General features: G+C 73.2%; 21 protein-coding genes. 15 read left to right on the forward strand and 6 right to left on the reverse strand.

Features of this window, described 5'->3' with window-relative positions; genetic code table 11:
* Positions 1–29: 29 nt before the first annotated feature.
* Positions 30–443, forward strand: coding sequence for a hypothetical protein (locus FDP22_RS24465; protein WP_170317647.1), 414 nt, complete (start codon positions 30–32; stop codon positions 441–443).
* A gap of 303 nt (positions 444–746) precedes the next feature.
* On the opposite strand, the gene FDP22_RS09845 is transcribed toward FDP22_RS24465, so the two are convergent.
* On the reverse strand, positions 747–1,472 hold the full coding sequence (locus FDP22_RS09845; protein ID WP_138571900.1) for a pyridoxamine 5'-phosphate oxidase family protein: 726 nt from the start codon (positions 1,470–1,472) through the stop codon (positions 747–749).
* Between the two features lie 79 nt (positions 1,473–1,551).
* Between FDP22_RS09845 and pdxR the strand changes: the two genes are divergently transcribed.
* The gene (gene pdxR / locus FDP22_RS09850; RefSeq protein ID WP_138571899.1) at positions 1,552–2,982 is read left to right on the forward strand and encodes a MocR-like pyridoxine biosynthesis transcription factor PdxR; all 1,431 of its coding nucleotides are present in this window, start codon (positions 1,552–1,554) and stop codon (positions 2,980–2,982) included.
* 396 nt (positions 2,983–3,378) lie between these two features.
* Here pdxR and FDP22_RS09855 read toward each other — a convergent pair whose 3' ends face one another.
* The gene (locus FDP22_RS09855) at positions 3,379–3,633 is read right to left on the reverse strand and encodes a hypothetical protein (protein WP_138571898.1); all 255 of its coding nucleotides are present in this window, start codon (positions 3,631–3,633) and stop codon (positions 3,379–3,381) included.
* Between the two features lie 103 nt (positions 3,634–3,736).
* Here FDP22_RS09855 and FDP22_RS09860 point away from each other — a divergent pair, with 103 nt between their 5' ends.
* On the forward strand, positions 3,737–4,429 hold the full coding sequence (locus tag FDP22_RS09860; RefSeq protein WP_138571897.1) for a thermonuclease family protein: 693 nt from the start codon (positions 3,737–3,739) through the stop codon (positions 4,427–4,429).
* A gap of 384 nt (positions 4,430–4,813) precedes the next feature.
* The gene (locus FDP22_RS09865; protein WP_205910769.1) at positions 4,814–6,265 is read left to right on the forward strand and encodes an NAD(P)-binding domain-containing protein; all 1,452 of its coding nucleotides are present in this window, start codon (positions 4,814–4,816) and stop codon (positions 6,263–6,265) included.
* A 235-nt stretch (positions 6,266–6,500) separates the two neighbouring features.
* Here the strand turns inward: FDP22_RS09865 and argE are convergent, their stop codons facing one another.
* The gene (argE, locus tag FDP22_RS09870; RefSeq protein ID WP_170317648.1) at positions 6,501–7,661 is read right to left on the reverse strand and encodes an acetylornithine deacetylase; all 1,161 of its coding nucleotides are present in this window, start codon (positions 7,659–7,661) and stop codon (positions 6,501–6,503) included.
* Between the two features lie 159 nt (positions 7,662–7,820).
* On the opposite strand from argE, the gene FDP22_RS09875 reads away from it, so the two are divergent.
* Positions 7,821–8,321 carry an Lrp/AsnC family transcriptional regulator gene (locus FDP22_RS09875; protein WP_138571895.1) on the forward strand — a complete coding sequence of 167 codons (501 nt, stop codon included), beginning with the start codon at positions 7,821–7,823 and terminating at the stop codon, positions 8,319–8,321.
* A 130-nt stretch (positions 8,322–8,451) separates the two neighbouring features.
* Positions 8,452–9,828 carry an aspartate aminotransferase family protein gene (locus FDP22_RS09880; protein ID WP_138571894.1) on the forward strand — a complete coding sequence of 459 codons (1,377 nt, stop codon included), beginning with the start codon at positions 8,452–8,454 and terminating at the stop codon, positions 9,826–9,828.
* A 603-nt stretch (positions 9,829–10,431) separates the two neighbouring features.
* On the opposite strand, the gene FDP22_RS09890 is transcribed toward FDP22_RS09880, so the two are convergent.
* Positions 10,432–11,451, reverse strand: a complete 1,020-nt coding sequence (locus FDP22_RS09890; protein WP_239031741.1) for a LacI family DNA-binding transcriptional regulator — start codon at positions 11,449–11,451, stop codon at positions 10,432–10,434.
* A 620-nt stretch (positions 11,452–12,071) separates the two neighbouring features.
* Here FDP22_RS09890 and FDP22_RS09895 point away from each other — a divergent pair.
* From FDP22_RS09895 to FDP22_RS09905, 3 genes are read left to right on the forward strand one after another with little or no spacing between them, the layout of a single operon-like run.
* On the forward strand, positions 12,072–13,268 hold the full coding sequence (locus FDP22_RS09895) for a CaiB/BaiF CoA transferase family protein (RefSeq protein ID WP_138571893.1): 1,197 nt from the start codon (positions 12,072–12,074) through the stop codon (positions 13,266–13,268).
* On the forward strand, positions 13,268–14,407 hold the full coding sequence (locus tag FDP22_RS09900) for a type 2 periplasmic-binding domain-containing protein (RefSeq protein WP_138571892.1): 1,140 nt from the start codon (positions 13,268–13,270) through the stop codon (positions 14,405–14,407). The genes FDP22_RS09895 and FDP22_RS09900 overlap by 1 nt, the downstream gene beginning before the upstream one ends.
* 7 nt (positions 14,408–14,414) lie before the next feature.
* Positions 14,415–15,185, forward strand: coding sequence for an enoyl-CoA hydratase/isomerase family protein (locus tag FDP22_RS09905; protein ID WP_138571891.1), 771 nt, complete (start codon positions 14,415–14,417; stop codon positions 15,183–15,185).
* Positions 15,186–15,894: 709 nt separating this feature from the next.
* Here FDP22_RS09905 and FDP22_RS09910 read toward each other — a convergent pair.
* Positions 15,895–16,353, reverse strand: a complete 459-nt coding sequence (locus tag FDP22_RS09910; protein WP_138571890.1) for a GNAT family N-acetyltransferase — start codon at positions 16,351–16,353, stop codon at positions 15,895–15,897.
* A gap of 194 nt (positions 16,354–16,547) precedes the next feature.
* Between FDP22_RS09910 and FDP22_RS09915 the strand changes: the two genes are divergently transcribed.
* Positions 16,548–17,876 carry a DUF2254 domain-containing protein gene (locus FDP22_RS09915; RefSeq protein ID WP_170317649.1) on the forward strand — a complete coding sequence of 443 codons (1,329 nt, stop codon included), beginning with the start codon at positions 16,548–16,550 and terminating at the stop codon, positions 17,874–17,876.
* 641 nt (positions 17,877–18,517) lie between these two features.
* Here the strand turns inward: FDP22_RS09915 and FDP22_RS24470 are convergent.
* On the reverse strand, positions 18,518–18,736 hold the full coding sequence (locus FDP22_RS24470) for a DUF1127 domain-containing protein (protein ID WP_170317650.1): 219 nt from the start codon (positions 18,734–18,736) through the stop codon (positions 18,518–18,520).
* Positions 18,737–19,170: 434 nt separating this feature from the next.
* Between FDP22_RS24470 and ruvC the strand changes: the two genes are divergently transcribed.
* From ruvC to FDP22_RS09945, 5 genes are all read left to right on the forward strand, one after another.
* The gene (gene ruvC, locus FDP22_RS09925) at positions 19,171–19,692 is read left to right on the forward strand and encodes a crossover junction endodeoxyribonuclease RuvC (RefSeq protein ID WP_138571888.1); all 522 of its coding nucleotides are present in this window, start codon (positions 19,171–19,173) and stop codon (positions 19,690–19,692) included.
* The gene (gene ruvA, locus FDP22_RS09930; protein WP_138571887.1) at positions 19,689–20,396 is read left to right on the forward strand and encodes a Holliday junction branch migration protein RuvA; all 708 of its coding nucleotides are present in this window, start codon (positions 19,689–19,691) and stop codon (positions 20,394–20,396) included. The genes ruvC and ruvA overlap by 4 nt, the downstream gene beginning before the upstream one ends.
* Positions 20,397–20,416: 20 nt before the next feature.
* Positions 20,417–21,460 carry a Holliday junction branch migration DNA helicase RuvB gene (gene ruvB, locus FDP22_RS09935; protein ID WP_138571886.1) on the forward strand — a complete coding sequence of 348 codons (1,044 nt, stop codon included), beginning with the start codon at positions 20,417–20,419 and terminating at the stop codon, positions 21,458–21,460.
* An 85-nt stretch (positions 21,461–21,545) separates the two neighbouring features.
* The gene (locus FDP22_RS09940; protein ID WP_239031742.1) at positions 21,546–22,205 is read left to right on the forward strand and encodes a hypothetical protein; all 660 of its coding nucleotides are present in this window, start codon (positions 21,546–21,548) and stop codon (positions 22,203–22,205) included.
* Between the two features lie 53 nt (positions 22,206–22,258).
* Positions 22,259–22,612: a YbgC/FadM family acyl-CoA thioesterase gene (locus tag FDP22_RS09945; protein WP_239031743.1), complete on the forward strand. Its 354-nt coding sequence runs from the start codon at positions 22,259–22,261 to the stop codon at positions 22,610–22,612.
* Positions 22,613–22,615: the final 3 nt, after the last annotated feature.

Consider the following 22,615-nt stretch of genomic DNA (forward strand, 5'->3'; position numbering starts at 1 on the left):
CCCGGGCCGCGTGACGCGGGGGGTGTGCCTTGGAAAAGGCCGACGGCGGCACGGGGGCGGGCAGGCCGCTCGCGCCTGTGCGGCTGAGGCTCAGGCTGAGGTTGAGGTTGAGGTTGAGGCTGAGGCTGAGGCTTAGGCTTAGGCTTAGGCTTAGGCTTAGGCTTAGGCTGAGGCTGAGGCTGAGGCTGAGGCTGAGGCTGAGGCTGAGGCTGAGGCTGAGGCTGAGGCTGAGGCTGAGGGGCCACGGTGCGCGTCTCGTGCCTCTTCTTCAGCGGCTCGGCCGGTCGTCTCATTCACATCGCCGGTGGCAGGTGTTCTGTGGGCCCTTTCCGGGTCAGGCCGGGGTGTGCGGGGCGCGGCCGATCCTTCACCGGCATCTGGCGGAGGCCGCGGCGCGGGGCATTGCTCCGCGGCCCGTGCGCTGCGCGTCTTTCGCGGGGTGAGGGGCTGCCGGTGAACCGGGCCGGGAGAACCGCCGGGTGGGCGCCGGGGCCGGCCGCGCGCTGGGCTGCGCGTCCTGTGCGGGGTCGGGGCGTCCTGTGGATAAATGCGGGGAAACCTGTTGGCGGGCGCGGGGGCGGGCCGTGGAAAAGCCTGTGGGCAAACCGGGGGCAAGCCTGTGGGCAGAATGTGTGCAAGCCTGTGGAGGCCCTGTGCACCGGCCTGTGGAAAAGGCCGGTACAACCCCGGGGAAACCCTGTGGGCGCGCGGTGGATGAGTATTCCGCCGCGCGCCGCCGCGCCGGCTCAGGCGGGGTCGTAGAGCGCCTGGGTGGCGCGCAGGGCCGCGTCGAGCGTGCCGCCTTCCGCGTAGGCGTCCAGCGTAGCGGGGCGCGCGATGCCGGGCGCCATGTGCGGGCAGGGCTCGGCCGCGCCAAGCACCGTGCGCACGGGAAGCACGCCGGCCCAGACCGGGTGGCCGAGGTCCTCCGGGTCATCCGCCACGCCCTTGGCGCGGATCTTGGCGGAGGCCTGGTCGATGGGCATGGCGATGACCGTGGTCGCCTTCACCTCCTGCACGGTGTTCGCGCGCAGGGTGGCGGCGCGCTCGGGGTAGAAGCGGTCGATCACGGCGATCAGCGCCCGGGCCTTCTCCTCCGGGTCTTCAACGATCCGCGCCGTGCCGAAGCAGATCGCCGAGCGGTAGTTGGCCGAGTGGTTGAACCCGCAGCGCGCCAGCACCAGCCCGTCGAGATGCGAGACGGTCACGCAGGCCGCCAGCCCGCCGCGCAGCGTGCGCAGCATCCGGCTGGCGGAGGAGCCGTGCCAGTAGAGCGTGTCGCCCTCGCGCCAGTGCAGGGTGGGGGTGCAGAACGGCTGGCCGTCGAGCACCCAGGCGACATGGCACAGCATGCCGGCGTCCAGGATGGCGTGCACGGTCTCGCGGTCATAATGGCCGCGATCCGGCGTGCGCTTCACCCGGTTGCGGGGGCTGACGGCATAGGCGGAGGCGGAGAGGGTGTCGTCGGACATTGTGTGGCTTTCGCTGGTTGCAATTCGCTGCTGTCCCCGTCAGTGCTAGCCGGGATGATTGGTTCGGAAGAGATCCAATATGGCGAATAGAATGAAGACCAATCAGCCGGACTGGTCTGCCCTGGTGCCGGTGTTGCCGGAGGGCGGGCCGCGGGCGCGGGCGCTCTACGCGGAACTGCGCCGGCTGATCGAGACGGGCGCGCTGCTGCCGGGGGTGAAGCTGCCGCCCACCCGCGCGCTGGCGGCGCGGCTGGGCCTGTCGCGCGGGGCGGCGGTGGCGGCCTTCGAGATGCTCGCGGCCGATGGCTTCACGCAGGCCCGCACCGGCGCCGGCACCTATGTCGCCGCGCAGGTGCCGCGCATGTCCGCGCCGCCTTCGCCTGCGCCTGCATCCCCGGCGCCTTCCACGCCGGCCCGGGTGCTGCCCGGAACCCTGGGGATGGCGCTGCCCGACGCGCGCACGCTGCGGATCTTCCGCAGCCTGCTGAACCGCCAGCTCGCCCGGCCGGCGACGGCGCATTTCCAGTACGGCGATCCGCGCGGCGGCCTCGCCCTGCGCGAGGAGGTGGCCGCCTACCTGCGCACGGCGCGCGGCGTGCGCTGCCACGCCGGGCAGGTGATGCTCACCTCCGGCACCCAGCAGGCGCTGGACCTGGTGATCCGCGCCGTGCTGCGCCCCGGCGACCCGGTGTGGGTCGAGGATCCGTGCTACCCGATGGCGCGGGCGGCCTTCGAGGGCGCAGGGCTGCGGCTCACCGGCGTGCCCGTGGATGCGGAGGGGCTGGACCCCGCCGCCGGCGTCCGCCGCGCGCCGGCCGCGCGCGCGGTGCACCTGACGCCCTCACACCAGTTCCCGCTCGGGGTGGCGCTGTCGATGCCGCGCCGCCTCGCGCTGGTCGACTGGGCGCGCCGCACGGACGCCTGGATCATCGAGGACGATTACGACAGCGAGTTCCGCTTCGCAGGCCCCCCGCTCACCGCGCTGCAGGGCATGGATGGCGCGGGGCGGGTGATCTACATCGGCACCTTCTCGAAGGCGCTGTTCCCGGGGCTGCGCAGCGGATACCTGGTGCTGCCCGAACCGCTGGTCGGGCCGGTGAGCGCGCTGCGCGACCGGATCGACCGCTACCCGTCCACCCTGGCGGAAGGCGCGCTGGCGGCCTTCCTCGGCGAGGGGCATTTCGCCGCCCATCTCTCGCGGGCCCGCCGCAGGGTGCGCGCCGCGCGCGATGCCCTGGTGAGCGCGCTCGCGCCGGCGGTGGCGGAGCTGCGCGCGCCGGACCAGGGCTTGCACCTGATCGCCGGTCTGGCCGACGCGCGGGCCGAGGCCGAGGGCCTGGCCGCCGCCGGCCGGGTCGGGCTGGGCGTTCGGGCGCTGTCGCCGCTTTACCTGGACGCGCCGCCGCGCCATGGGCTCGTGATCGGATTCTCCGGTGCGACGCCGGAGGTGCTGGGCTCGGCGGCCGGGCGTCTCGCCGCCGAACTGGGGCAGGCCCCGGCAGCGCGTTGACCGCGGCACCGCTCCCGTCGCGGGCAAGGCGACGCGGCCCCCGCCGCGCGGAACAGGACGCGCGGGTTTGTCGTCCGGACAGCGGCGCGGTTGTGGCGCCCCGGGGCGATGTGCGCGTCTCCAGCCCGTGGAACGAGGTGTATTGCCCGCCGCCGCAGGGTGTGGCTTTGCTCAGAGGCTCAGAGGCTCAGAGGCTCAGAGGCTCAGAGGCTCAACGGCTCAGGGGAACGCGGGCAAGCGGGCCGGCGGCGCGGCCGGGATCCTCGGAAGGCGCGGGGGCCGCCTGAAACCGGGCGGTCTGCGCGGCCATGCGCGCGGTCCGTGGCCACTGCGGTTCGGCGCGGGGCCGGGGCACAGGCGCTGCGTGAACGGCCATGGCCCGCGGCGCGGGCGCGCTCAGAGGGGCGTGCAGCACACCACCCAGACCATCGCCGTGCCCGCGTGGCGCGCGGCGGCCTGGCAGGCCCGGCGCCCGGCCGCGTCCAGCGTGAGGGCATCGACCTCGACGGCCAGCGTGCGGCCCGTCCGGTCAGACGGCCCGTGGCGCACCCGGACCGTGCACAGGAACCGGCGTTCCGCCGCGGCCGCGAGGTCCCGCCCCGGCAACGGCAGCCCGTAGGGCAGGGGGCGCCGCGAAGGAATTGATGTCATTGCATTAACCTCGCTTTCACGCTCCGGCAGCCGGGCGCTTGTGCCCGCTGCCGGGGGAGCTATGGTGCGGCCCGGGAAGGGTGTTCGGGGAATGGGAGCGCAGATGGCGTCTGGACTGCGCGTGGCTCTGGCCGCGCTGCTCTGCGCAGGGCTGCTGTCCTGCGGGAGCAAGGAAGATGTGCGCGTGGTGGACGGTGACACACTGGCCATCGACGGCACGAAATGGCGCCTGCACGGGGTGGACGCGCCCGAAGCCTCGCAGGTCTGCGCGCGCGCCGGGGGCGGAGACTGGCCCTGCGGTGCCCGCGCCACCGCGGCGCTGGAGAAGATGGTCGACGGCGAGACGGTGGCCTGCGCGCTGCTCGACACGGACCGGTACGGCCGCAGCGTCGGCCAGTGCGTGGCCGGCGGGCAGGACCTCGGCCGCGCGATGGTCCGCCAGGGCATGGCCTGGGCCTACCTGCGCTACTCGCAGGACTACGCGGCCGAGGAGGCCGGCGCCCGCAGCCGGGGCGACGGCGTGTGGCAGGCCCCCACCGAGGCCCCCTGGGATTATCGCGCCCACCGCCATACCGGTGGATCGGGGGCGGCGGCGGCGGCTCCCTCCGCGGAGACCGCGGCGCGCACCACCCGCCGGGCCTGCCCGATCAAGGGAAACATCAGCGCCGCGGGGCGGATCTACCACGTGCCCGGCTCGCGCTGGTATGCGCGCACCAGCATCGACGAGAATGCCGGCGAGCGCTGGTTCTGCAGCCCGGAAGAGGCCGAGGCGGCCGGCTGGCGCGCGCCGGAGTGACCCGCGGCGCGGCGTGCCGGGGCGTGTCGGACGAGGGCTCACGATCCTTGCTCCTGCAACGGGGCGGCGATTGCGTGCATCTGGTGGGGGAGGGCGTGAAAACTGCCCGAACGGATACGGCCTACACGTATCAGGTGAGGGCGAGCATACACCGCACGCGCGCCCGCGTGTAGCCTTTCCATGCCGCAACCGGTGAGGGGAGCTCCGGCGCGCGCCGCGCGCCGGCCGGGTTGACGCTGCCTGCCGGGCTGGTCAAGGTGCGGGCCGACGCGGTGCCGGCAGCTCTGCCGCACGGCTTTCCGGATGACATGCGAGGCAGGACGTGACGAAGCTCGGTGGGACGCAGGGCGCGGTGGGGATGGCAGGGGCCAGCGGGGCGCGGACGTGACCGCCGCCGCCGCCCCCGGCCTGGCCGCGCTGGAGAACCGGCTGCGCCGGGACCTCGCCTTCCTCGAGGAGCCGGCGAAGAACTGGGTGCCCGCGCGCCCGGGCCCCGAGGGCCGGCCGATGCTCGACGTGGCCATCCTGGGGGCGGGCATGGCCGGCATCGCCACGGCAATCGCGCTGCTGCGCCGGGGCATCCGCAACATCCGGCTGTTCGACAAGGCGGAGGCGGGGCGCGAGGGGCCCTGGGTCACCTATGCCCGGATGCGCACGCTGCGCTCGCCCAAACATCTCTCCGGCCCCTGCGTGGACGTGCCCGCGCTCACCTTCCGCGCCTGGTTCGAGGCGCAGTGGGGCGCGGCGGAATGGGAGGCGCTGGGCCGGATTCCGCGCGTCCAGTGGATGGACTATCTCGACTGGCTGCGCAGGGTCACCGGCCTGCGGGTGGAAAACGGCAGTGCGCTCACGGACCTGGCGCCGGCCGGCGACGGGCTGGCCCTCACCTTCCGCCGGACCGGGGGGGAGGCGCATGTCACCTGCCGGCACCTGGTGCTCGCCAACGGCCGCGACGGGCTGGGCGGGCCGTGGATGCCCGCCTTCCTGCGCGCCCTGCCGGGCAGCCTGGTGTCGCATTCCGCCGACGACATCGACTTCGCCGCGCTGGCCGGGCGCGACGTGGCGGTGATCGGCGCCAGCGCCTCGGCGGTGGACAATGCCGCGGAGGCGCTGGAGGCCGGCGCCCGCCGGGTGGTCCTGCTGGTGCGGCGCCCGGATTTCCCGCGGGTGAACAAGAGCCTCGCGGCCAATTCGCCCGGCTTCGCCCGCGGCTTCCGCGCGCTGCCGCCGGAGGCGCGCTGGGCGCTCAACCGCCACATGCGCGAGGCGGGCGTGCCGCCGCCGAAGGCCTCCGTGCTGCGCTGCACCGAACATCCCGCCTTCGCCATCCGCATGCCCTGCCCGGTGACCGGCGCGGCGGTGGAGGGCGCGCGGGTGCGGCTGGAGACCGGGCAGGGGCCGATGCGCTTCGACCACGTGATCGCCGGCACCGGATTCACGGTGACCTGGGCGGCGCGGCCCGAGCTCGCCCGCCTCGCCCCCGCCGTACGCCTGTGGCGCGACCTGCTGCCCGACATGCGCGAGGACGCGGAGCTGCTCGACCACCCCGATCTCGGCCCGGGCATGGAATTCCTGCCCCGCCAGCCGGGCCGGGATGACTGGGTGTCGCGCATCACCTGCATGAACAACGCCGCGATGATGAGCCACGGGCGCATCGCGGGGGACATTCCGGGCATCAGCATCGGCGCGCAGCGGGTGGCCGACCAGGTGCTGGAGCAGCTGTTCACCGAGGACTGGCCAAGGCATTTCGACGCCCTGCGCCGGTTCGATGTTGCCGAGCTCACCGGAGACGAGTGGCAGGTGGAAGACCCGTTGGAGGCCGCCCCCGGCGACTGACCCTGCGCCGGCGGCGGGTCTGCGCCGCCGTGCCCGTCCTCCCCGCCCGCCCGCTGTGTCAACCCACTGTGTCCACCCGCCGTGCCAGTCCGCCGTGCCAGTCCGGTCAGCCCCTCCGGCAGGGCCGTCCGCCGTGCTGCCCGCCCGCCGCGCCTGTCTGGCGGGCCGTCCGGCACGGCTCAGCACGGGGGCGGGGGCCTCCGCCTCCCGCCGCGGCTCTCCGGGGCCGGAGCGCTCAGGCGGTGAGGGTGCGGCCCAGCCCGCCGAGCATGTCCAGGCAGCGCGACATCTGCTCCACGCTCACGTATTCATCCGGCTTGTGAGCCTGGGCGATGGAGCCCGGACCGCAGACCACCACGTCGATGCCCAGGCCCTGGAACAGCCCCGCCTCGGTGCCGAAGGCGACGACATCGGCGCCGTTCGCCCCGGTGAGCTCGGAGACGATGCGCCGGGCGGCATTGTCCGGCACCGGCGTGAGGCCGACGATCTCCCCCACCACGTGGCGCACGATGTCGGCGGAGGGGCAGAGCGCGCGCATCTCCGGCAGCAGTTCCGCGGCCGCCCAGTCATCGATCGCCGCGCGCAGGAACGGGCCGTCGGCCGGGGTGACGGGGCGCAGCTCCCAGTCCACCTCGCACTGGCCGGGGATGACGTTATGCGCGTGCCCGCCGGCGATGCGGCCGATCTGCAGCGTGGTCCAGGGCGGCTCGAAGCGGCTGTCCGCCGGGCAGCGGGCGCGCAGGTCCTCGCGCAGCTCCATCAGCCGGGTGACATAGCGCACCGCGTATTCGGCGGCGTTCACGCCCCGGTCCGGGCGCGAGCCGTGCCCTTCCAGCCCGGTGAAGACGGTGGTGTATTCGCAGCAGCCCTTGTGGCCCTCGATGATGCCCATCTCCGTGGGTTCCCCCACGATCGCCACGGAGGGGCGGAAGGCCATGTCGCGCATCTGCTCCACCAGCGCGCGGCCGCCCAGGCAGCCCACCTCCTCGTCATAGGTGAAGGCGAAATGCAGCGGGCGCGACAGGCGCCTGCCCTCCAGCGTGGCGGCGAAGGCGAGGGTGGCGGCGAGGAAGCCCTTCATGTCGCAGGCGCCGCGGCCATAGAGCAGCCCGTCCTCGGCGTGCAGGGCGAAGGGGTCCGTGCGCCAGTCCTGGTCGGTGACGGGCACCACGTCCGTGTGGCCCGAGAGCATCACGCCGCCGTCCTGCTCCGGGCCCAGGGTGGCGAAGAGATTGGCCTTCTGCCCGGCCGCGTCGAGGGTGAGCGAGAGGCTCGCGCCGCACTGGCCCAGCCGGTCGGCGGCATAGGCGATCAGCTCCAGGTTGCTCTGCGAGGAGACGGTGGGAAAGGCGATGAGATCGGCGAGGATGGCGGTGGTGTCGTCGAGCAGCGTCATGTCGATATCCCGGCGGTGGGGGGAGGCGGGCGGCCCCCCGTGCGCCGGCCAGTTGAGCAGGCGCGGCCCCCTGCGCGCAACCCCCGGGCTTGCCGGCCGCCCCGCCCGGGCCCTAGAAGGGAGCCAGGGCGGCCCGCGCCGCGCGAGAAGGAAGGGCCGATGCTCAGACTCGATGACCGTGACATCCGCATCCTCGAGCTGCTCTCGCGGGAGGCACGGCTGTCGAAGGCCGAGCTGGCGCGGCGCATCAACCTCAGCCCCACCCCCTGCTGGGAGCGGCTGAAGCGGCTGGAGGCAGCGGGCATCATCCGCTCCTACCGCGCCGAGGTCTCGCTGCGCGGCCTCGCGCCGCATGTCACCGTCTTCGTGACGGTGGAGCTGGAGCGCCATCATGCCGAGAGTTTCGCCAAGTTCGAGCGCGTGGTCGCCGCGCGCGAGGAGGTGGTGGGCGCCTGGGCGCTGGGCGGCGGGTTCGACTATCTCCTCCAGGTCGTCACCCGCGACATCGAGAGCTACCAGGCGCTGATCGACAGCTTCCTCGCCGCCGGGCTGGGGCTGGCGCGCTATTACACCTATGTGGTCACCAAGGCGGTGAAGCACTCCGGCCCGCCGCTGGCGCTGCTGCTCGGCCAGGGGGAGGGCGCGGCGGAGGCGGAGTAGACGATCCGCCTGCGCCGGCCGCCGCATAGAGGCGATCCGCCTGCGCGGGGGGCCAGCTTCCGGCGCTTCTGCTGGCAGCGATGTGCGAGGGTGCCCCCGACCCCTTCCCCCCCCCCGAGGAGACTTCGCCATGCTCGACAATGACCGGCTCGCGGCCTGGGACCGCGAGAGCTTCTTCCACCCCTCCACCCATCTCGCCGCCCATGCGCGCGGCGACACCCCCGGCCGGATCATGACCGGCGGCAAGGGTGTCTTCGTGGAGGACCGCGACGGCACCCGCCTGCTGGACGGCTTCGCCGGGCTCTACTGCGTGAACGTTGGCTACGGCCGGCCGGAGATCGCGGAAGCCATCGCAGGGCAGGCGCGCGAGCTCGCCTATTACCACGCCTATGTGGGCCACGGCACCGAGGCCTCCATCCGCCTCGCGCACATGGTCACCGAGCGCGCGCCGGCCAACATGTCGAAGGTCTACTTCGGCCTCGGCGGGTCGGACGCGAACGAGACCAACGTGAAGCTGGTCTGGTACTACAACAACGTGCTGGGCCGGCCGCAGAAGAAGAAGATCATCTCGCGCTGGCGCGGCTACCACGGCTCCGGGCTGATGACCGGCTCGCTCACCGGGCTGGAGCTGTTCCACAAGGCGTTCGACCTGCCGATGCCCGGCATCCTGCACACCGAGGCGCCCTATTATTTCCGGCGCGCGAACCCGGCCCAGAGCGAGGCGGAGTTCACCGCCGCCTGCGTGGCGGCCCTCGAGGAGATGATCGCCCGCGAGGGGGCCGACACCATCGCCGCCTTCATCGGCGAGCCGGTGCTGGGCACGGGCGGCCTGGTTCCGCCGCCTGCGGGCTACTGGGAGGCCATCGGCGCGGTGCTGGAGCGCCATGACATCCTGTTGATCGCAGACGAGGTGGTGACCGGGTTCGGCCGCGTCGGCTCCATGTTCGGCTCCGATCACTACGGCATGCGGCCCGACATCATCACCATTGCGAAGGGCCTCACCTCGGCCTACGCGCCGCTTTCCGGCTCCATCGTCTCGGAGCGGATGTGGAAGGTTCTGGAACAGGGCACCGACGCGATGGGCCCGATCGGCCATGGCTGGACCTACTCGGCCCACCCGATCGGCGCCGCCGCCGGCGTGGCGAACCTGGAGCTGATCGACCGGCTGGGCCTGGTGGAGAACGCCCGCGACACCGGCGCCTACCTGCGCGCCGCGATGACCGATGCGCTGGGCGCCCACCCCAACCTGGGCGACATCCGCGGCGAGGGCATGCTCTGCGCCCTCGAATTCGTGGCGGACCGCGATACGCGCAGGTTCCTCGACCCGGCGCTGAAGACCGGCCCGGCCGTGGCCGCGGCCCTCCTGCGCCACGGGGTGATCGGCCGGGCGATGCCGCAGGGCGACATCCTGGGCTTCGCGCCGCCGCTCTGCCTCAGCCGCGAGGAGGCCGACACCATCGTCGCCGCCACCCATGCCGCGGTGACCGAGGTGTTCCCCGGCCGCTGACTCCTCTCCGCGCCGGGACACCTCCCGGCGCGGCCACCTTCCCCCCGGCCACTCCCGCAGCACCCGCCGTGCCGGCCCGGCCGGCGCCGCTCGCGGCGAAGGGCCGGGACCGGGGGCGCCGCCCGGCCGGCCGCGGCCCGCGCCGGAATGATGTTCCGCTGGACACCCCCGCAATTCCGGGCATCCTCACGGCAGCACGGCAGCACGGCAGCACGGCAGCACGGCAGCACGGCAGCACGGCAGCACGGCAGCACGGCAGCACGGCAGCACGGCAGCACGGCAGCACGGCAGCACGGCAGCACGGCAGCACGGCAGCACGGCAGCACGGCAGCACGGCAGCACGGCAGCACGGCAGCACGGCAGCACGGCAGCACGGCAGCACGGCAGCACGGCAGCACGGCAGCACGGCAGCACGGCAGCACGGCAGCACGGCAGCACGGCAGCACGGCAGCACGGCAGCACGGCAGCACGGCAGCACGGCAGCACGGCAGCACGGCAGCACGGCAGCACGGCAGCACGGCGCCGCCGGTGCAGGTGTGCTCTCCTGCCCGCCGACGGCGTCCGGGGCCGTTCGCGCCGGCGCAACCCGGCCGCGCGGGGGGCTCAGGTTCCCGGGATGTTCTCGCGGAAGATCACCTGCACGCGTGGCGGGTGGGCGTCATGGGGCAGGCCGCGCACTGCGCATTCGAGCAGGGAGAGCACCTCGCGGGCCTCCACGCGCGGGTTCTGGTCGATCAGCGCGTCGATGGTGCCGTCCAGCAGCAGCGCCTTGTTCTGCGCGGTGAGCTCGTGGCCCACGAACACCGGCCGGCGGGGCAGGCGGGCGGCGCGCAGGCTCTCGGCGATGCCGGGATTCCCGGCGCCGATGTTGTAGATGCCGGTGATGTCGGGATGGGCCTCCAGCAGGGCGCGGGTCTCGGAGACGGCGCGGGCCGGGTCATCGCGGATCTCGCGCAGCTCCACGATCTCGAAGCGCGGGAATTCCTCGGCGAGAATGGCGCGGAAGCCCATCTCGCGCTCCTCATGGCCGCGATAGGACAGCGAGCCGGCGAACACCGCCACCCGCTGCGCCGTGCCAGGCATCAGCAACCGGCCCATCAGGTAGCCGGCCAGCCGCCCCGCGGCGCGGTTGTCGATGCCCACATAGCCGATGCGCGGCACGTCCGGGATGTCGGAGACCAGCGTGGCCACCTTCACGCCGCGCGCGGCGAGGGCGCGCAGCGCCTCGCGCACCGCCGGGTGGTCCAGCGCGATCAGCCCCACGCCCTGGGTGTCGGGCAGCGCGTTCAGGGCGCGGGCGAGGGCCTGCGGGTTTATCCCCTCGATGCCGTGCACCTTCAGCTCCAGCCCGGAGCGGCGCTTGGCCTGCGCCTCGATCTCGGCGCAGAGCCCGCTGATGAACGGGTTGGAGCGCACGGGCAGCACGAAATCCAGGCGCACCGGGGCGATGGCGGGCCCCGGCGCGCGCCCCTGGGGCAGGTAGCCCAGCCGGTCCGCCACCTCCAGCACGACCTCGCGGGTGCGCGGGCGCACGCCGTCGCGGTTGTTCAGCACCCGGTCGACCGTGGCGCTGCTGACACCTGCCTCGCGGGCGATGTCCGTCAATGTCGAGCGCAGGGCCATCGCTTGGGCTCTCCTGATCCGGTTGTCCCGGTTTCGGCCACCGGCCGGGGAAGAGTCAAGCGGGGCGGCACGACTCAAATCACATCAAAACAAATCATTCCTGCCGGTCCCGGGCAGTGGAGGCGCCGATGTTCACGCCGCACCCACAGATTTCCCCTTACACTGGCTGCGACATGTCGGAGGGCAAGCCGTTGCAAATCAGGTGATTGTGGAGGCGTCGAGCTGCCCGGGATACGCCTGCCGGCCCGCTTGATGGATTATGATTTCATTTGACGTTGACTCCCTCCGGAGCCGGATCGAAACTGCACCAAAATCACAAGGACGGCGCCGCGGAGCGCCGCGTTCAGGGAGACGCCCGATGACCCCAGACCGCCCGGAGCGGCCGCGGCCCCCGGCCGTGCCGCGCAGGCCGCGCGTGCACCGCGGGACGCTGGCCAGGATCGCCGTCGCCGTCCGGCCCGATCCGCCGGGGCGGGAGAATCCTGCGCATCGGCTGCCCGGCCGCGGCGGGCCCGCCGCCCCTCCCCGCATCGGAGCGCCCCCAGGCCCGGAGCACGCACGGCCGATGCCGTGATCCCGCCGCTCCCACGGCCCCCGTTCCCTCATGAAAGGACACCCAAGTGGGCATTCTCGACGGATACCGCGTGCTCGACTGTTCCATCGCCATGGCAGGGCCCTTCGCGGCGCAGCGGCTGGGCGATCTCGGCGCCGACGTGGTGAAGGTGGAGCCGGTCACCGGCGAATGGCAGCGCCATGTCGCGGCCGGCGGCGCGACCGGAAACCGCATCAACGTCTCCTTCCTGTCGCTCAACCGCAACAAGCGCTCGCTGGCGGTCAACCTCAAGAGCGCGGAGGGCAGGGCGGTGCTGCTCGACCTCGTGCGCGAGGCCGATGTCTTCGTGCAGAACTACCGCCCCGGCGTGGCGGCGCGGCTGGGGGTGGATTACGAGACCCTCTCGGCGCTCAACCCGAAGCTGGTCTATGTCTCCATGTCCGGCTACGGCGAAAGCGGGCCCTATGTGAACCGCCCCGGGCAGGACCTGCTGCTGCAGGCCCTCTCCGGCGCCATGCTCTCCACGGGCCGCGCGGGCGAGCCGCCGGTGGCCGCCGGGCAATACCTCGTCGACGCCGTCACCGCCTACACCGCCTTCGAGGGTGTGCTCGCCGCCCTCCTGCACCGGGAGCGGACGGGCGAGGGCCAGCGCGTCGAGGTGAACATGCTCGATGCCATCACCACCCTGCAGATGCAGGAACTCTCCGTCTTCACCGTGGCCGGCAAACCGCAGCAACGCTCCGCCGAGCCGCATGCGCATGTGTTCATCCGCGCGCCCTACGGCACCTTCGCCACCGCCGACGGCTACCTCGCCCTCGCCTTCCCGCCGCTGGCGAAGCTCGGCGCCATCATCGGCGAGCCGTCTTTCGAGGCCATGAACGACGAGACCGACACCTGGACCCACCGCGACGCGATCTTCGCGCGCACCCGCGAGCGGCTGCTCATCAGGCCCACCGCGTATTGGCTGGAGCGGTTCGCGGAAGCCGACATCTGGGCCGGTCCGGTCCATGGCTATGCCGATCTCGTGGCCGATCCGCAGATCGCCCATAACGGCACCTTCGTGGAATATGACCACCCCACGGAAGGCAGGGTGAAGACCCCCGGCTTCCCCATCCGCTTCTCGAAAACGCCCTGTGCGGTGACGCGCGGCGCGCCGCTGGTGGGCGAGCACACGCGCGAGATCCTCGCCGCCGCGGGTTATCCGGAGGAGCGGATCGCGGCGCTCGCCGCCTCCGGCGCCGTGGCGCTGGGGGAGGAGGCGTGATGGCACCGCTCTCGGGCCTCACCTGGGACCATCCGCGCGGCTACTCCGCCCTGGCGGCCGCGGCGGCGGAGGTGGCGCCGGGCCAGGGCCTGTCGCTGACCTGGGCGCGCCAGCCGCTGGAGGGGTTCGAATCCGCCCCCATCGCGGAGCTCTGCGCCGCGCATGACCTCGTGGTGCTCGACCACCCGCATGTGGGCGAGGCGGTGGAGGCCGGCTGCCTGCACCCGCTGGAGGAGGTGTTCGGCCCGGCGGAGCTGGCGGCCATCGGCGCGCGCACCATCGGGCCCTGCCTTGCCTCCTACCGTTATGCCGGCCGGCACTGGGCGCTGCCGCTGGACGCGGCCACCCAGGTGATGGCCACCCGGCCGGACCTGCTGGAGACACCCCCCGCCACCTGGCAGGAGGTGCTCGCCCTGTCGCGCGGCGGCACGCCGGTGGCGCTGTCGCTCGCCGGGCCGCACGTGCTGATGAGCCTGTTCTCCGTGTGCACTGCGCTGGGCGCGCCGCCTGCCCTCCGCCCGCAGGAGCTGCTGCCGCCGGAGGTGGCGTGCACCGCCTGGGAGATCCTCTCCGAGCTGGCCGGGCGCAGCCCCGCCGCCCTGCGCCCGCTGAACCCGATCGGCATCCTGAACCGCATGGCGGCGGAGGAGATCGCCGCCTGCGTGCCGCTCATCTACGGCTATGTGACCTATGCCGCCCCGGCCTCCGGCACGGCGCTGCGCTTCTCCGACGCGCCGCGCGCCACGCCGGGCGGCCGGCCCGGCGGCACGCTGGGCGGCACCGGCATCGGGCTGTCGCGCCGTGTCACCCCCACGCCGGAACTGCGCACCCACCTCAGGTGGCTGATGTCCGAGGCGGTGCAGCGCGGCTTCATCCCCGACCATGACGGCCAGCCGAGTGCCCGCGCCGCCTGGGCGGATGCGGGCGTGAACGCGCGCTGGCGCGGGTTCTACGCCGGCACGGCGGCCACGCTGGAGGCCTCCTGCGTGCGGCCGCGCTTCGCCGGCTACATCGCTTTCCAGACCGCGGCCTCCGAGCGGTTGCGCGCCGCGCTGGAGGCGCGCGAGCCGGCCGCGCGCGCCATGCAGGCGCTGCAGGATCTCTATGACCAGAGCCGCCCTGGCGGCACCGAGACATGAGGACGACATGACCCAGGACCTGCTGTTCGAGATCGACGGCGCCGTGGCCACCATCACGCTGAACCGCCCGGAGAAGCTCAATTCCGTGACCCCGGAGATGGCGGGGGCCATCACTGCCGCCCTCTCCATCTGCGAGGCGGACCCCTCCCTGCGCTGCGTGATCCTCACCGGGGCGGGGGAGCGCGCCTTCTGCGCCGGCTCCGACATCGGCGCGCTGGACGCCTATGCCACCCCCTGGGATTTCCGCAACCGGCCGGACTATTGCGACGCCGTGCGCGCCTTTCGCAAACCCTGCATCGCGGCGGTGAACGGCTATGCCTTCGGCGGCGGGCTGGAGACGGCGCTTTCCTGCGACATCCGCCTCGCCTCCGCCACCGCCAGTTTCGCCGCGCCGGAGATCAAGCTGGGATGGATCGGCGGCGGCGGCATGGCGGCGCAACTGGCCCATTCCATCGGGGCGTCTAACGCGGCGCTCATGGTGATGACCGGGGACCCGGTGCGCGCGCAGACGGCGCTGGCCTGGGGGCTGGTGAGCGAGGTGCTGGCCCCGGAGGCGCTACTGCCGCGCGCCCGCGCGCTGGCCGGGATCATCGCGGCGCGCGCGCCCATCGCCGCGGAGACCGCGAAGCTGAACCTGCGCGCCGCCCATGCCATGCCGCTGGAGAAGGCCATCGAATACGAGCGTGACCTGCAGACGATCTGCTTTGCCACCGAAGACGCCGCCGAGGGCCGTCGCGCCTTCGCCGAAAAGCGCCCTCCGGTGTTCCGGCACCGCTGAGGCGGCGGGCCCGGGGGCGCCGCGATCCCGTCGGGATGCATGCCCGAGAACAGGCGAGGCCCGGACCGGCGACCGCGGCGCGGCGCGGTGTTCCGGCGCCGTAGACGCAGTGGGCCCGAGGCACTGCGATCCTGTCGGGATGCACGCCCGGGGGCAGGCGAGGCCCGGACCGGCGACCACGGTGCGGCCCGGTGTTCCGGCGCCGTGGAGGCGGCGGGCCGGGGGCACTGTGATACCGCCAAGGCGCACGCACCCGAGTGCGGGCGGGGCACGGAATGGCCACCGCGACGGGGCGCGGTGTTCGGGCGCTGCAGAGGCGCTGGGCCCGGAAGGCACCGTGATGCCCTCGGGTGGCGCGCGCCGGAAAGCTGATGCGCCCGGGATCACATCCCACGGATCGCCCATCATCGGTACGCATGCCGCGGCGGTCCGGCGCTGTTGAGCCCGGCGGGCCCCGGGGGGACGGCGCAGCCGCAGGGGCGCGCCCGGGGGCTGGTGCTGTGGAGGCCGGGTGCCACGGCGCGGCCCCGGCCGGAGTGCGCGTCGAAGGGGGGCGCCTCCATTGATGCCGAGGGACCGCTGCAATGCTGCCGGGTCTCGCGCCGGGAGGCCGGCGCGGCGGAAACCGGGGCGCGCCGGGCCTTGCGGCGGGACGCGGGCCTGGGGTGCCGGCGTTGCGCGCGGTGGTTCCGGCGCGCCGGCGCCGGGCTCAGCCGAGCCGGCGCTCCATCAGCAGCGTGGTCTCATGGCCGTCATGGATCTCGCGCAGCGGGCGGTAGCCGAGGCTGGTGTAGAAGGGCACGGCGGGCAGGGCGGCGGGCACCTCCAGCCGGGCAATGCCGCGGGCCCGGGCCTCTGCCTCCACCGCGGCCATCAGCCGGCGGCCCACCCCGGCGCGGTGCAGGGCGGGCGAGACGAAGACGCTGCGCACCGACGTGCCCTCCAGGCTCGCCGTGCCCACCACCGCACCGTCCCGCAGCGCCACGAAGGCGGTGCGCGCGGCGAAGAGCGCGGCGAGCGGCCCCGGCGCGAAGGCCCCTGCGGCGCGTTCGATCACCTCCGTCGGATAGGCGCGTGCGAGGGTTTCGCGCAGGGCCGCGCAGATCACCGCGCTGGCTGCGGCGGCATCATCGGCGCCGGCGCGGCGGATCTCGATCTCATGGGTCATGCTGGTCCGGTCTCCCCGCGCCTCGGTCCGGCTGTCCCGGCCCGCGTCGCGCCTGCATAGCGCAGGCCGGATGCGGGCGCTATCGCCCTGCGGCCGCTTCGGGCTAGGTTTGAGGGGGAGCGCGGCGCCGCAAGGGGCGCCGCCCGATCCCTCGCCGCGGTGCCGGCAGGGCAGGGCGAGGGAGCCGGGGCAGGATGATTTCGAAATGGCACTGGCTGCTGCTGCAGTTTTCCCGCCGGCTCTGGGTGCGGGCGGCGCTGCTGGCGCTGCTGGGCGTGGCCGCGGCGCTGCTGGCCACGCTGGCCGAGCAGGTGCTGCCCTGGGACATGCCCTTCACCGTGGAGGCGAACGCGGTTGACCGCATCCTCGACATCCTCGCCTCCAGCATGCTCGCGGTCACCACCTTCTCGCTCAGCGTGATGGTTTCGGCCTATGGCGCGGCCACCAGCAATGTCACCCCCCGGGCCACCCGGCTGCTGGTGCAGGACCCCACCACCCAGAACGTGCTGGCGGTGTTCCTCGGCTCGTTCCTGTTCAGCCTGGTGGGGATCGTGGCGCTGGGCACCGGCTCCTACGGCGAGCGGGGGCGGGCGGTGCTGTTCATCGTCACCATCGGGGTGATCGTGATCATCGTGGTGACCATGGTGCGCTGGATCGACTATCTCTCCGGTCTCGGCCGGGTGGGGGAGACCACGGAGCGGGTGGAGACGGCCACGGCCGCGGCGATCGCGGCCCGGGTGGCGGACCCCTATCTCGGCGGCCGCCCCGCCACGGCGGCGGAGGAGGTCTGCCCGCCCGGCGCGCGGCCGGTGTTCCCGCAGCACTCGGGCTACATCCAGCATGTCGACATCGCCGGCCTCTCGGATGTCGCGGAAGCGCGCGGGCTCACGGTTCAGGTGCTCACCCTGCCGGGCAGCTTCGTGCATTCGGGGCGGGCGCTGGCGCGCATCGGGGGCCTGTCGATGACCGGCCTGGAGGCAGACGGTGTCGCCTGGCTGGAGGCCTGCGCCGCGGTGCGGGCGTGCTTCACCATCGGCGAGCACCGCTCCTTCGACCAGGACCCGCGCTTCGGTCTGTGCGTGATGGCCGAGATCGCCTCGCGCGCGCTCTCCCCGGCGGTGAACGACCACGGCACGGCCATCGACGTGCTCAGCCGCAGCGTGCGCCTGCTCGCGCCCTGGGCCGGACAGGTGGCGCCGGAGGACGAGGAGGACATTCCCTACCCCAGGGTTCTGGTGCCGCGGATCGAGGTGGAGGATCTGTTCGCCGACCTGTTCCCGCCGGTGGCGCGGGACGGGGCCGGGCATCTTGAGGTGCATATCCGGCTGCAGAAGTCCCTCTCGGCGCTGCTGGCGATGGGCGACGCCGAATTCAGCCGCTGCGCCCGCGCCCAGTCGCGCGAGGCGATGGACCGGGCGGAGATCGGCCTGTCGCTGGAGGCCGACCGTGCCACCCTGCGCGCGCTCTGCCTCCGCGAGGGCCTCGCGGAGGAGGCGGCGGGCTCAGGGAGAGGCGAGGGCTGAGGGCCGGTGTTGCGGCGGGAGGCTGGGAGCTGACGGCAGATGGCTGGGGCGGAGGATTGAATGCTGAGAGCCGAGAACTGAGAGCCGCAACTGCCAGCCGAGAGCTGAGAAAGCATAGACCAGGGGCGCTCAGACTGGCGATCAGTGGCGCATGGGCCGGGGAATGGTGGTGCTCAGACTGAAAACGGAGAGTGCATAGGCTCAGGGCTCAGGGCTCAGGGCTCAGGGCGCACAGACCGGGGCGGATGACGCAGGGGCTGAGGACCGAGAGATCACGGGCTAGGACGGATGGCGCACGGGTTGAGGACCGAGAGTTCACGGGCTGGGAGGGCAGGCCGGCGACTGGTGGCGCATAGCCCGGAGGCTGATGGCGCACGGGCTGCGGACTCGTTGTGCACGGGCTGTGGACTGGAGCGCACGTGCACCGAGGTAACGCGGTGCGCGCTGGCCCCGTCCGCCGCTCCCGACCAATGCCGGGGGGCGGCCATCGGCGGGCCCGCGGCGCAGGGCGCCTGCCGGTGGCCGGACAGCAGAACGCCCCGGCGATCGCATCGTCGGGGCGCAGCGGGTCCGGGGTGCCCCGGACCGGGGTTCGGCACAGGCCCGGGGAGCGGGCCGTGCCGGCGCGGCTCAGAGCTGGTTCAGCTCTGGTGGCCGCGGGCCAGGGTGTCGGCGAGTGCGTCGATCTCGCCCGGTTCGAGGCCGATATCGGAGAGCTGCGCCGGCGACAGCGCGCGCAGGGCACGGCTGGTTGCGCGGGTGCGCTGCCAGACGGTGTAGCGCTCGACGATCGAGCCGAAGAGGGAGCGGGTCTTCGCAGCGCCGTACGCGCCGGAAGCGGTCGGTTCGTACAGAGCCATGATCCGGTTTCCTATGTCATTCGTGTGGGGGCATGAGTGCCTGTCGAGGAGGCAGATAGGCCGGAATCCCTCGGTACACAACACCGTGAAAATGCATGTCTGACATGCAAGCGGAGCATCGATTGCCAGATCCATGTGCAGAATGAAAACTCTCGCCCCGCCGGGCCGGGGGACCGCCGCGCCCCCGGGACAAGATGCGCCCGGCTGTGGGGCCGCGTGCCGGGCGTCCGGCGGGGGGAGGGCGGCTGCGGCTTCGCGGTGGATGCGGGGGCCTTTCCGTGACGCGAAGCGGCGCGGGGCCGGACGAAACGCCCGTGCAGACGGGCGCATCGGCGGTGGCCCGGGCGGACGGATCGCCACTGGCGCCTTGTTCGCGTTTCGTGCTAGTGAAGGGCAAGTGACTGGAACCATTCGGATCTGAACGGGGAGACCCCATGCGCGTCATCGGCATAGATCCCGGCCTGCGCCACACCGGCTGGGGGGTGGTCGACGTGGCCGGCAGCCGCATCGTCCATGTGGCGAACGGCACCTGTCACTCGCAGGGGACCGAGCTTGCCTACCGGCTGCTGAGCCTGTTCGAGCAGCTCTCGGTGGTCTTCGAGGCGCATGGGCCCGATACCGCCGCCGTCGAGCAGACCTTCGTGAACAAGGACGCCGCCGGCACGCTGAAACTGGGCCAGGCCCGGGCGATCGCGCTGCTGGTGCCGGCGCGGGCCGGGCTGGAGGTGGCCGAATACGCGCCCAACGCGGTGAAGAAGGTGGTGGTGGGCGTGGGCCACGCGCAGAAGGGACAGGTCGAGCACATGGTGCGGCTGCAGCTTCCAACGGCCGTGATCGAGGGGCCGGACGCGGCGGACGCGCTCGCCATCGCGCTGTGCCACGCCCACCATGCCCGGTTCGCCGGAAGGCTGACGGCCGCGATCGACAAGGCCGGTGAAAAGGCAGGTGCGGCATGATCGGCAAGATCGGCGGGCGGGTGGATTACATCGCGAGCGACCACGTGCTGATCGATACCGGCGGCGTGGGTTATCTCGTCTACTGCTCGGACCGGACGCTGGCGCGGATGCCGAAGCCCGGCGGCACCGTGGCGCTCTACACCGAGCTGCTGGTGCGCGAGGACCTGCTGCAGCTCTTCGGCTTTCCCACCATGATCGAGCGCGAGTGGCACCGGCTGCTGACCTCGGTGCAGGGCGTGGGCGCACGGGTGGGGCTGGCGATTCTCGGGCGGCTGGGCCCTGAAGGGCTGGGCCGGGCGCTGGCGCTGGGAGACGTGGCTGCGATCAGGGCGGCGCCCGGCGTCGGGCCGAAACTCGCGACGCGCATCGTGAGCGAGCTGAAGGACAAGGCACCGGCCATCATGGCGCTCGGCTCGGGCGGAGCGCAGCCGGCCATGGTTTCGGGCCAGCCCGAAACCTCTCCGGAGCCGGGCCCGGCTCCGGAGACTGCGCAGCCCGGGGCTGCGCAGATGGCCGTGTCCCGCCCCCCCCCGGCCGTGTCGCAGGCGGATGCGTCGGCGGATGCCCTGTCCGCCCTGGTCAATCTCGGCTATGGCATGGGAGATGCGGCCGGTGCCGTGGCGCGCGCCGCCGCCGAGGCCCCCGAGGCGGGGACCGCCGCCCTCATCCGCGCCGCCCTGAAGCTGCTCGCCCCGAAAGGCTGACCTGAAAGGTTGATCCGACCATGGCTGCATCCGAGGCCCCCGATCCGCTGATCCGCCCCGACGCCCGGCCCGAGGATTCGGACCGCGCCCTGCGGCCGCAGACCCTGGACGATTTCGTCGGCCAGAAGGAGGCCCGCGCCAACCTGCGCGTGTTCATCGAGAGCGCGCGCCAGCGCGGCCAGGCCATGGACCACACGCTGTTCTACGGGCCCCCCGGCCTCGGCAAGACCACGCTGGCGCAGATCATGTCGCGCGAGCTGGGGGTGAACTTCCGCATGACCTCGGGCCCGGTGCTGGCGAAGGCGGGCGACCTTGCCGCCATCCTCACCAATCTCGACACCCGCGACGTGCTGTTCATCGACGAGATCCACCGCCTGAACCCGGTGGTGGAGGAGGTGCTCTACCCGGCGCTGGAGGATTTCGCTCTCGACCTCGTGATCGGCGAGGGGCCGGCGGCGCGCACCGTGCGCATCGACCTGCCGCCCTTCACCTTGGTGGGCGCCACCACCCGGCTGGGCCTGCTCACCACGCCGCTGCGCGACCGCTTCGGCATCCCCACCCGGCTGGAGTTCTACACCGTGGAGGAGCTGGAACTCATCGTCACCCGCGCCGCGCGCCTGCTGGGGGCCGAGGCCGATGCGGCCGGCGCCCGCGAGATCGCCCGCCGCGCCCGCGGCACGCCGCGCATCGCCGGGCGGCTGCTGCGCCGGGTGGTGGACTTCGCCGTGGTCGAGGGCGACGGCCGCGTCACCCGCGCGCTCGCCGACATGGCGCTGCACCGGCTCGGGGTCGACGACCTCGGGCTCGACGGGGCCGACCGGCGCTACCTCGGCATGCTGGCGGAGAATTTCGGCGGCGGGCCGGTGGGGGTGGAGACCATGGCCGCCGCGCTGTCGGAGAGCCGCGACGCGATCGAGGAGGTGATCGAGCCCTTCCTCCTCCAGCAGGGGCTGCTGCAGCGCACGCCGCGCGGGCGCATGCTGGGCCGCCGGGCCTGGACGCACCTCGGCCTCACGCCGCCGCGTCAGCCTCCGCAGGCGAGCCTGTTCGGAGACGATGCGTGAGCGCGCCCGCACCGGCGCGCGGTTTCGCCGCCGGCGCCGGCGTGCTATGCCCGCGGCCCTGCGTGACACTGAGGAGACCGTATCCGTGCTGACCCCCCGGAGCGCCGGCGAAGACCTGGCCGAGGAGATCGCCGCGCTGTTCACCCGCGCCGACGGAAGCTTCCGCTTCGCGCGCTGGGGCTGCACGCCGGCACCGGTGGTCTTCGGCACCGACGACGCCACCCTGGTGCCGATGCGCGCCGCGATGGAGGAGGTTGCCGGCCACGCCGGGCTCGCCCTGGCCGAGACGGACCCGGAGCTGGGCTCCAACTTCATCGTGTTCTTCTGCGCGCACTGGGCGGACCTTTCCGACGTGCCGCATCTCGAGCGCCTGCTGCCGGAGCTCGGCGGGCTCATCTCCCGGCTGGAGGCGGCGGGGGCGAACCAGTACCGGCACTTCCGCTTCTCCGGGGGCGGGGCGATCCGCGCCTGCATCCTGCTGCTGCGCCAGGACGAACACCTGGCCGCGGTGCCCGCCCACACGCTCATGCTGTCGCAGACCGTGCAGAGCCTGCTGCTGTGGTCGGACACCGCCTTCCGCGAGACGAGCGCGCTGCACATCCTGGGCGAGGGCCGGGTGGCGGCGGTGAAACCCGGCTGCGCGGCGCTGCTGCGCGCCGCCTACGACCCCGCGCTGCCCGACGCCTCCGCCGACAGGGCCACGGCGCTGCGCCTCGCCGCGCGCATCGGGCTGCGCCTGTCATGACCGCCGGCCCGGCGCACAGCCTCTCCCTCAGGGTGTACTACGAGGACACCGACATGGCCGGCGTGGTCTACTACGCCAATTACCTGCGCTACCTGGAGCGGGGCCGCTCGGAGGCGGTGCGTGCCCTCGGGGTGGACCAGGTGGCGATGCGCGCGGCCGGCCTGGTCTTCGTCGTGCGCCGAGTCGAGGCGGATTACCTGCGCCCGGCGCGCTTCGACGACACGCTGACGGTGGAGACCCGATTCGGCGCGGTGAAGGGGGCGTCCCTGGTGGCGTCGCAGGTCGTTCTGCGGTCCGGGGAGGCGCTGCTGCGCGCGCGAGTCACCCTCGCCTGCATGTCGCTGGCCGGCGCACCTCAGCGGATTCCCGCCGATATGCGCAAAGCACTGGCATCGGCAGCGGCGTAAAGC

The sequence above is a fragment of the Paroceanicella profunda genome, assembly GCF_005887635.2.
GTDB classification, from domain to species: domain Bacteria; phylum Pseudomonadota; class Alphaproteobacteria; order Rhodobacterales; family Rhodobacteraceae; genus Paroceanicella; species Paroceanicella profunda.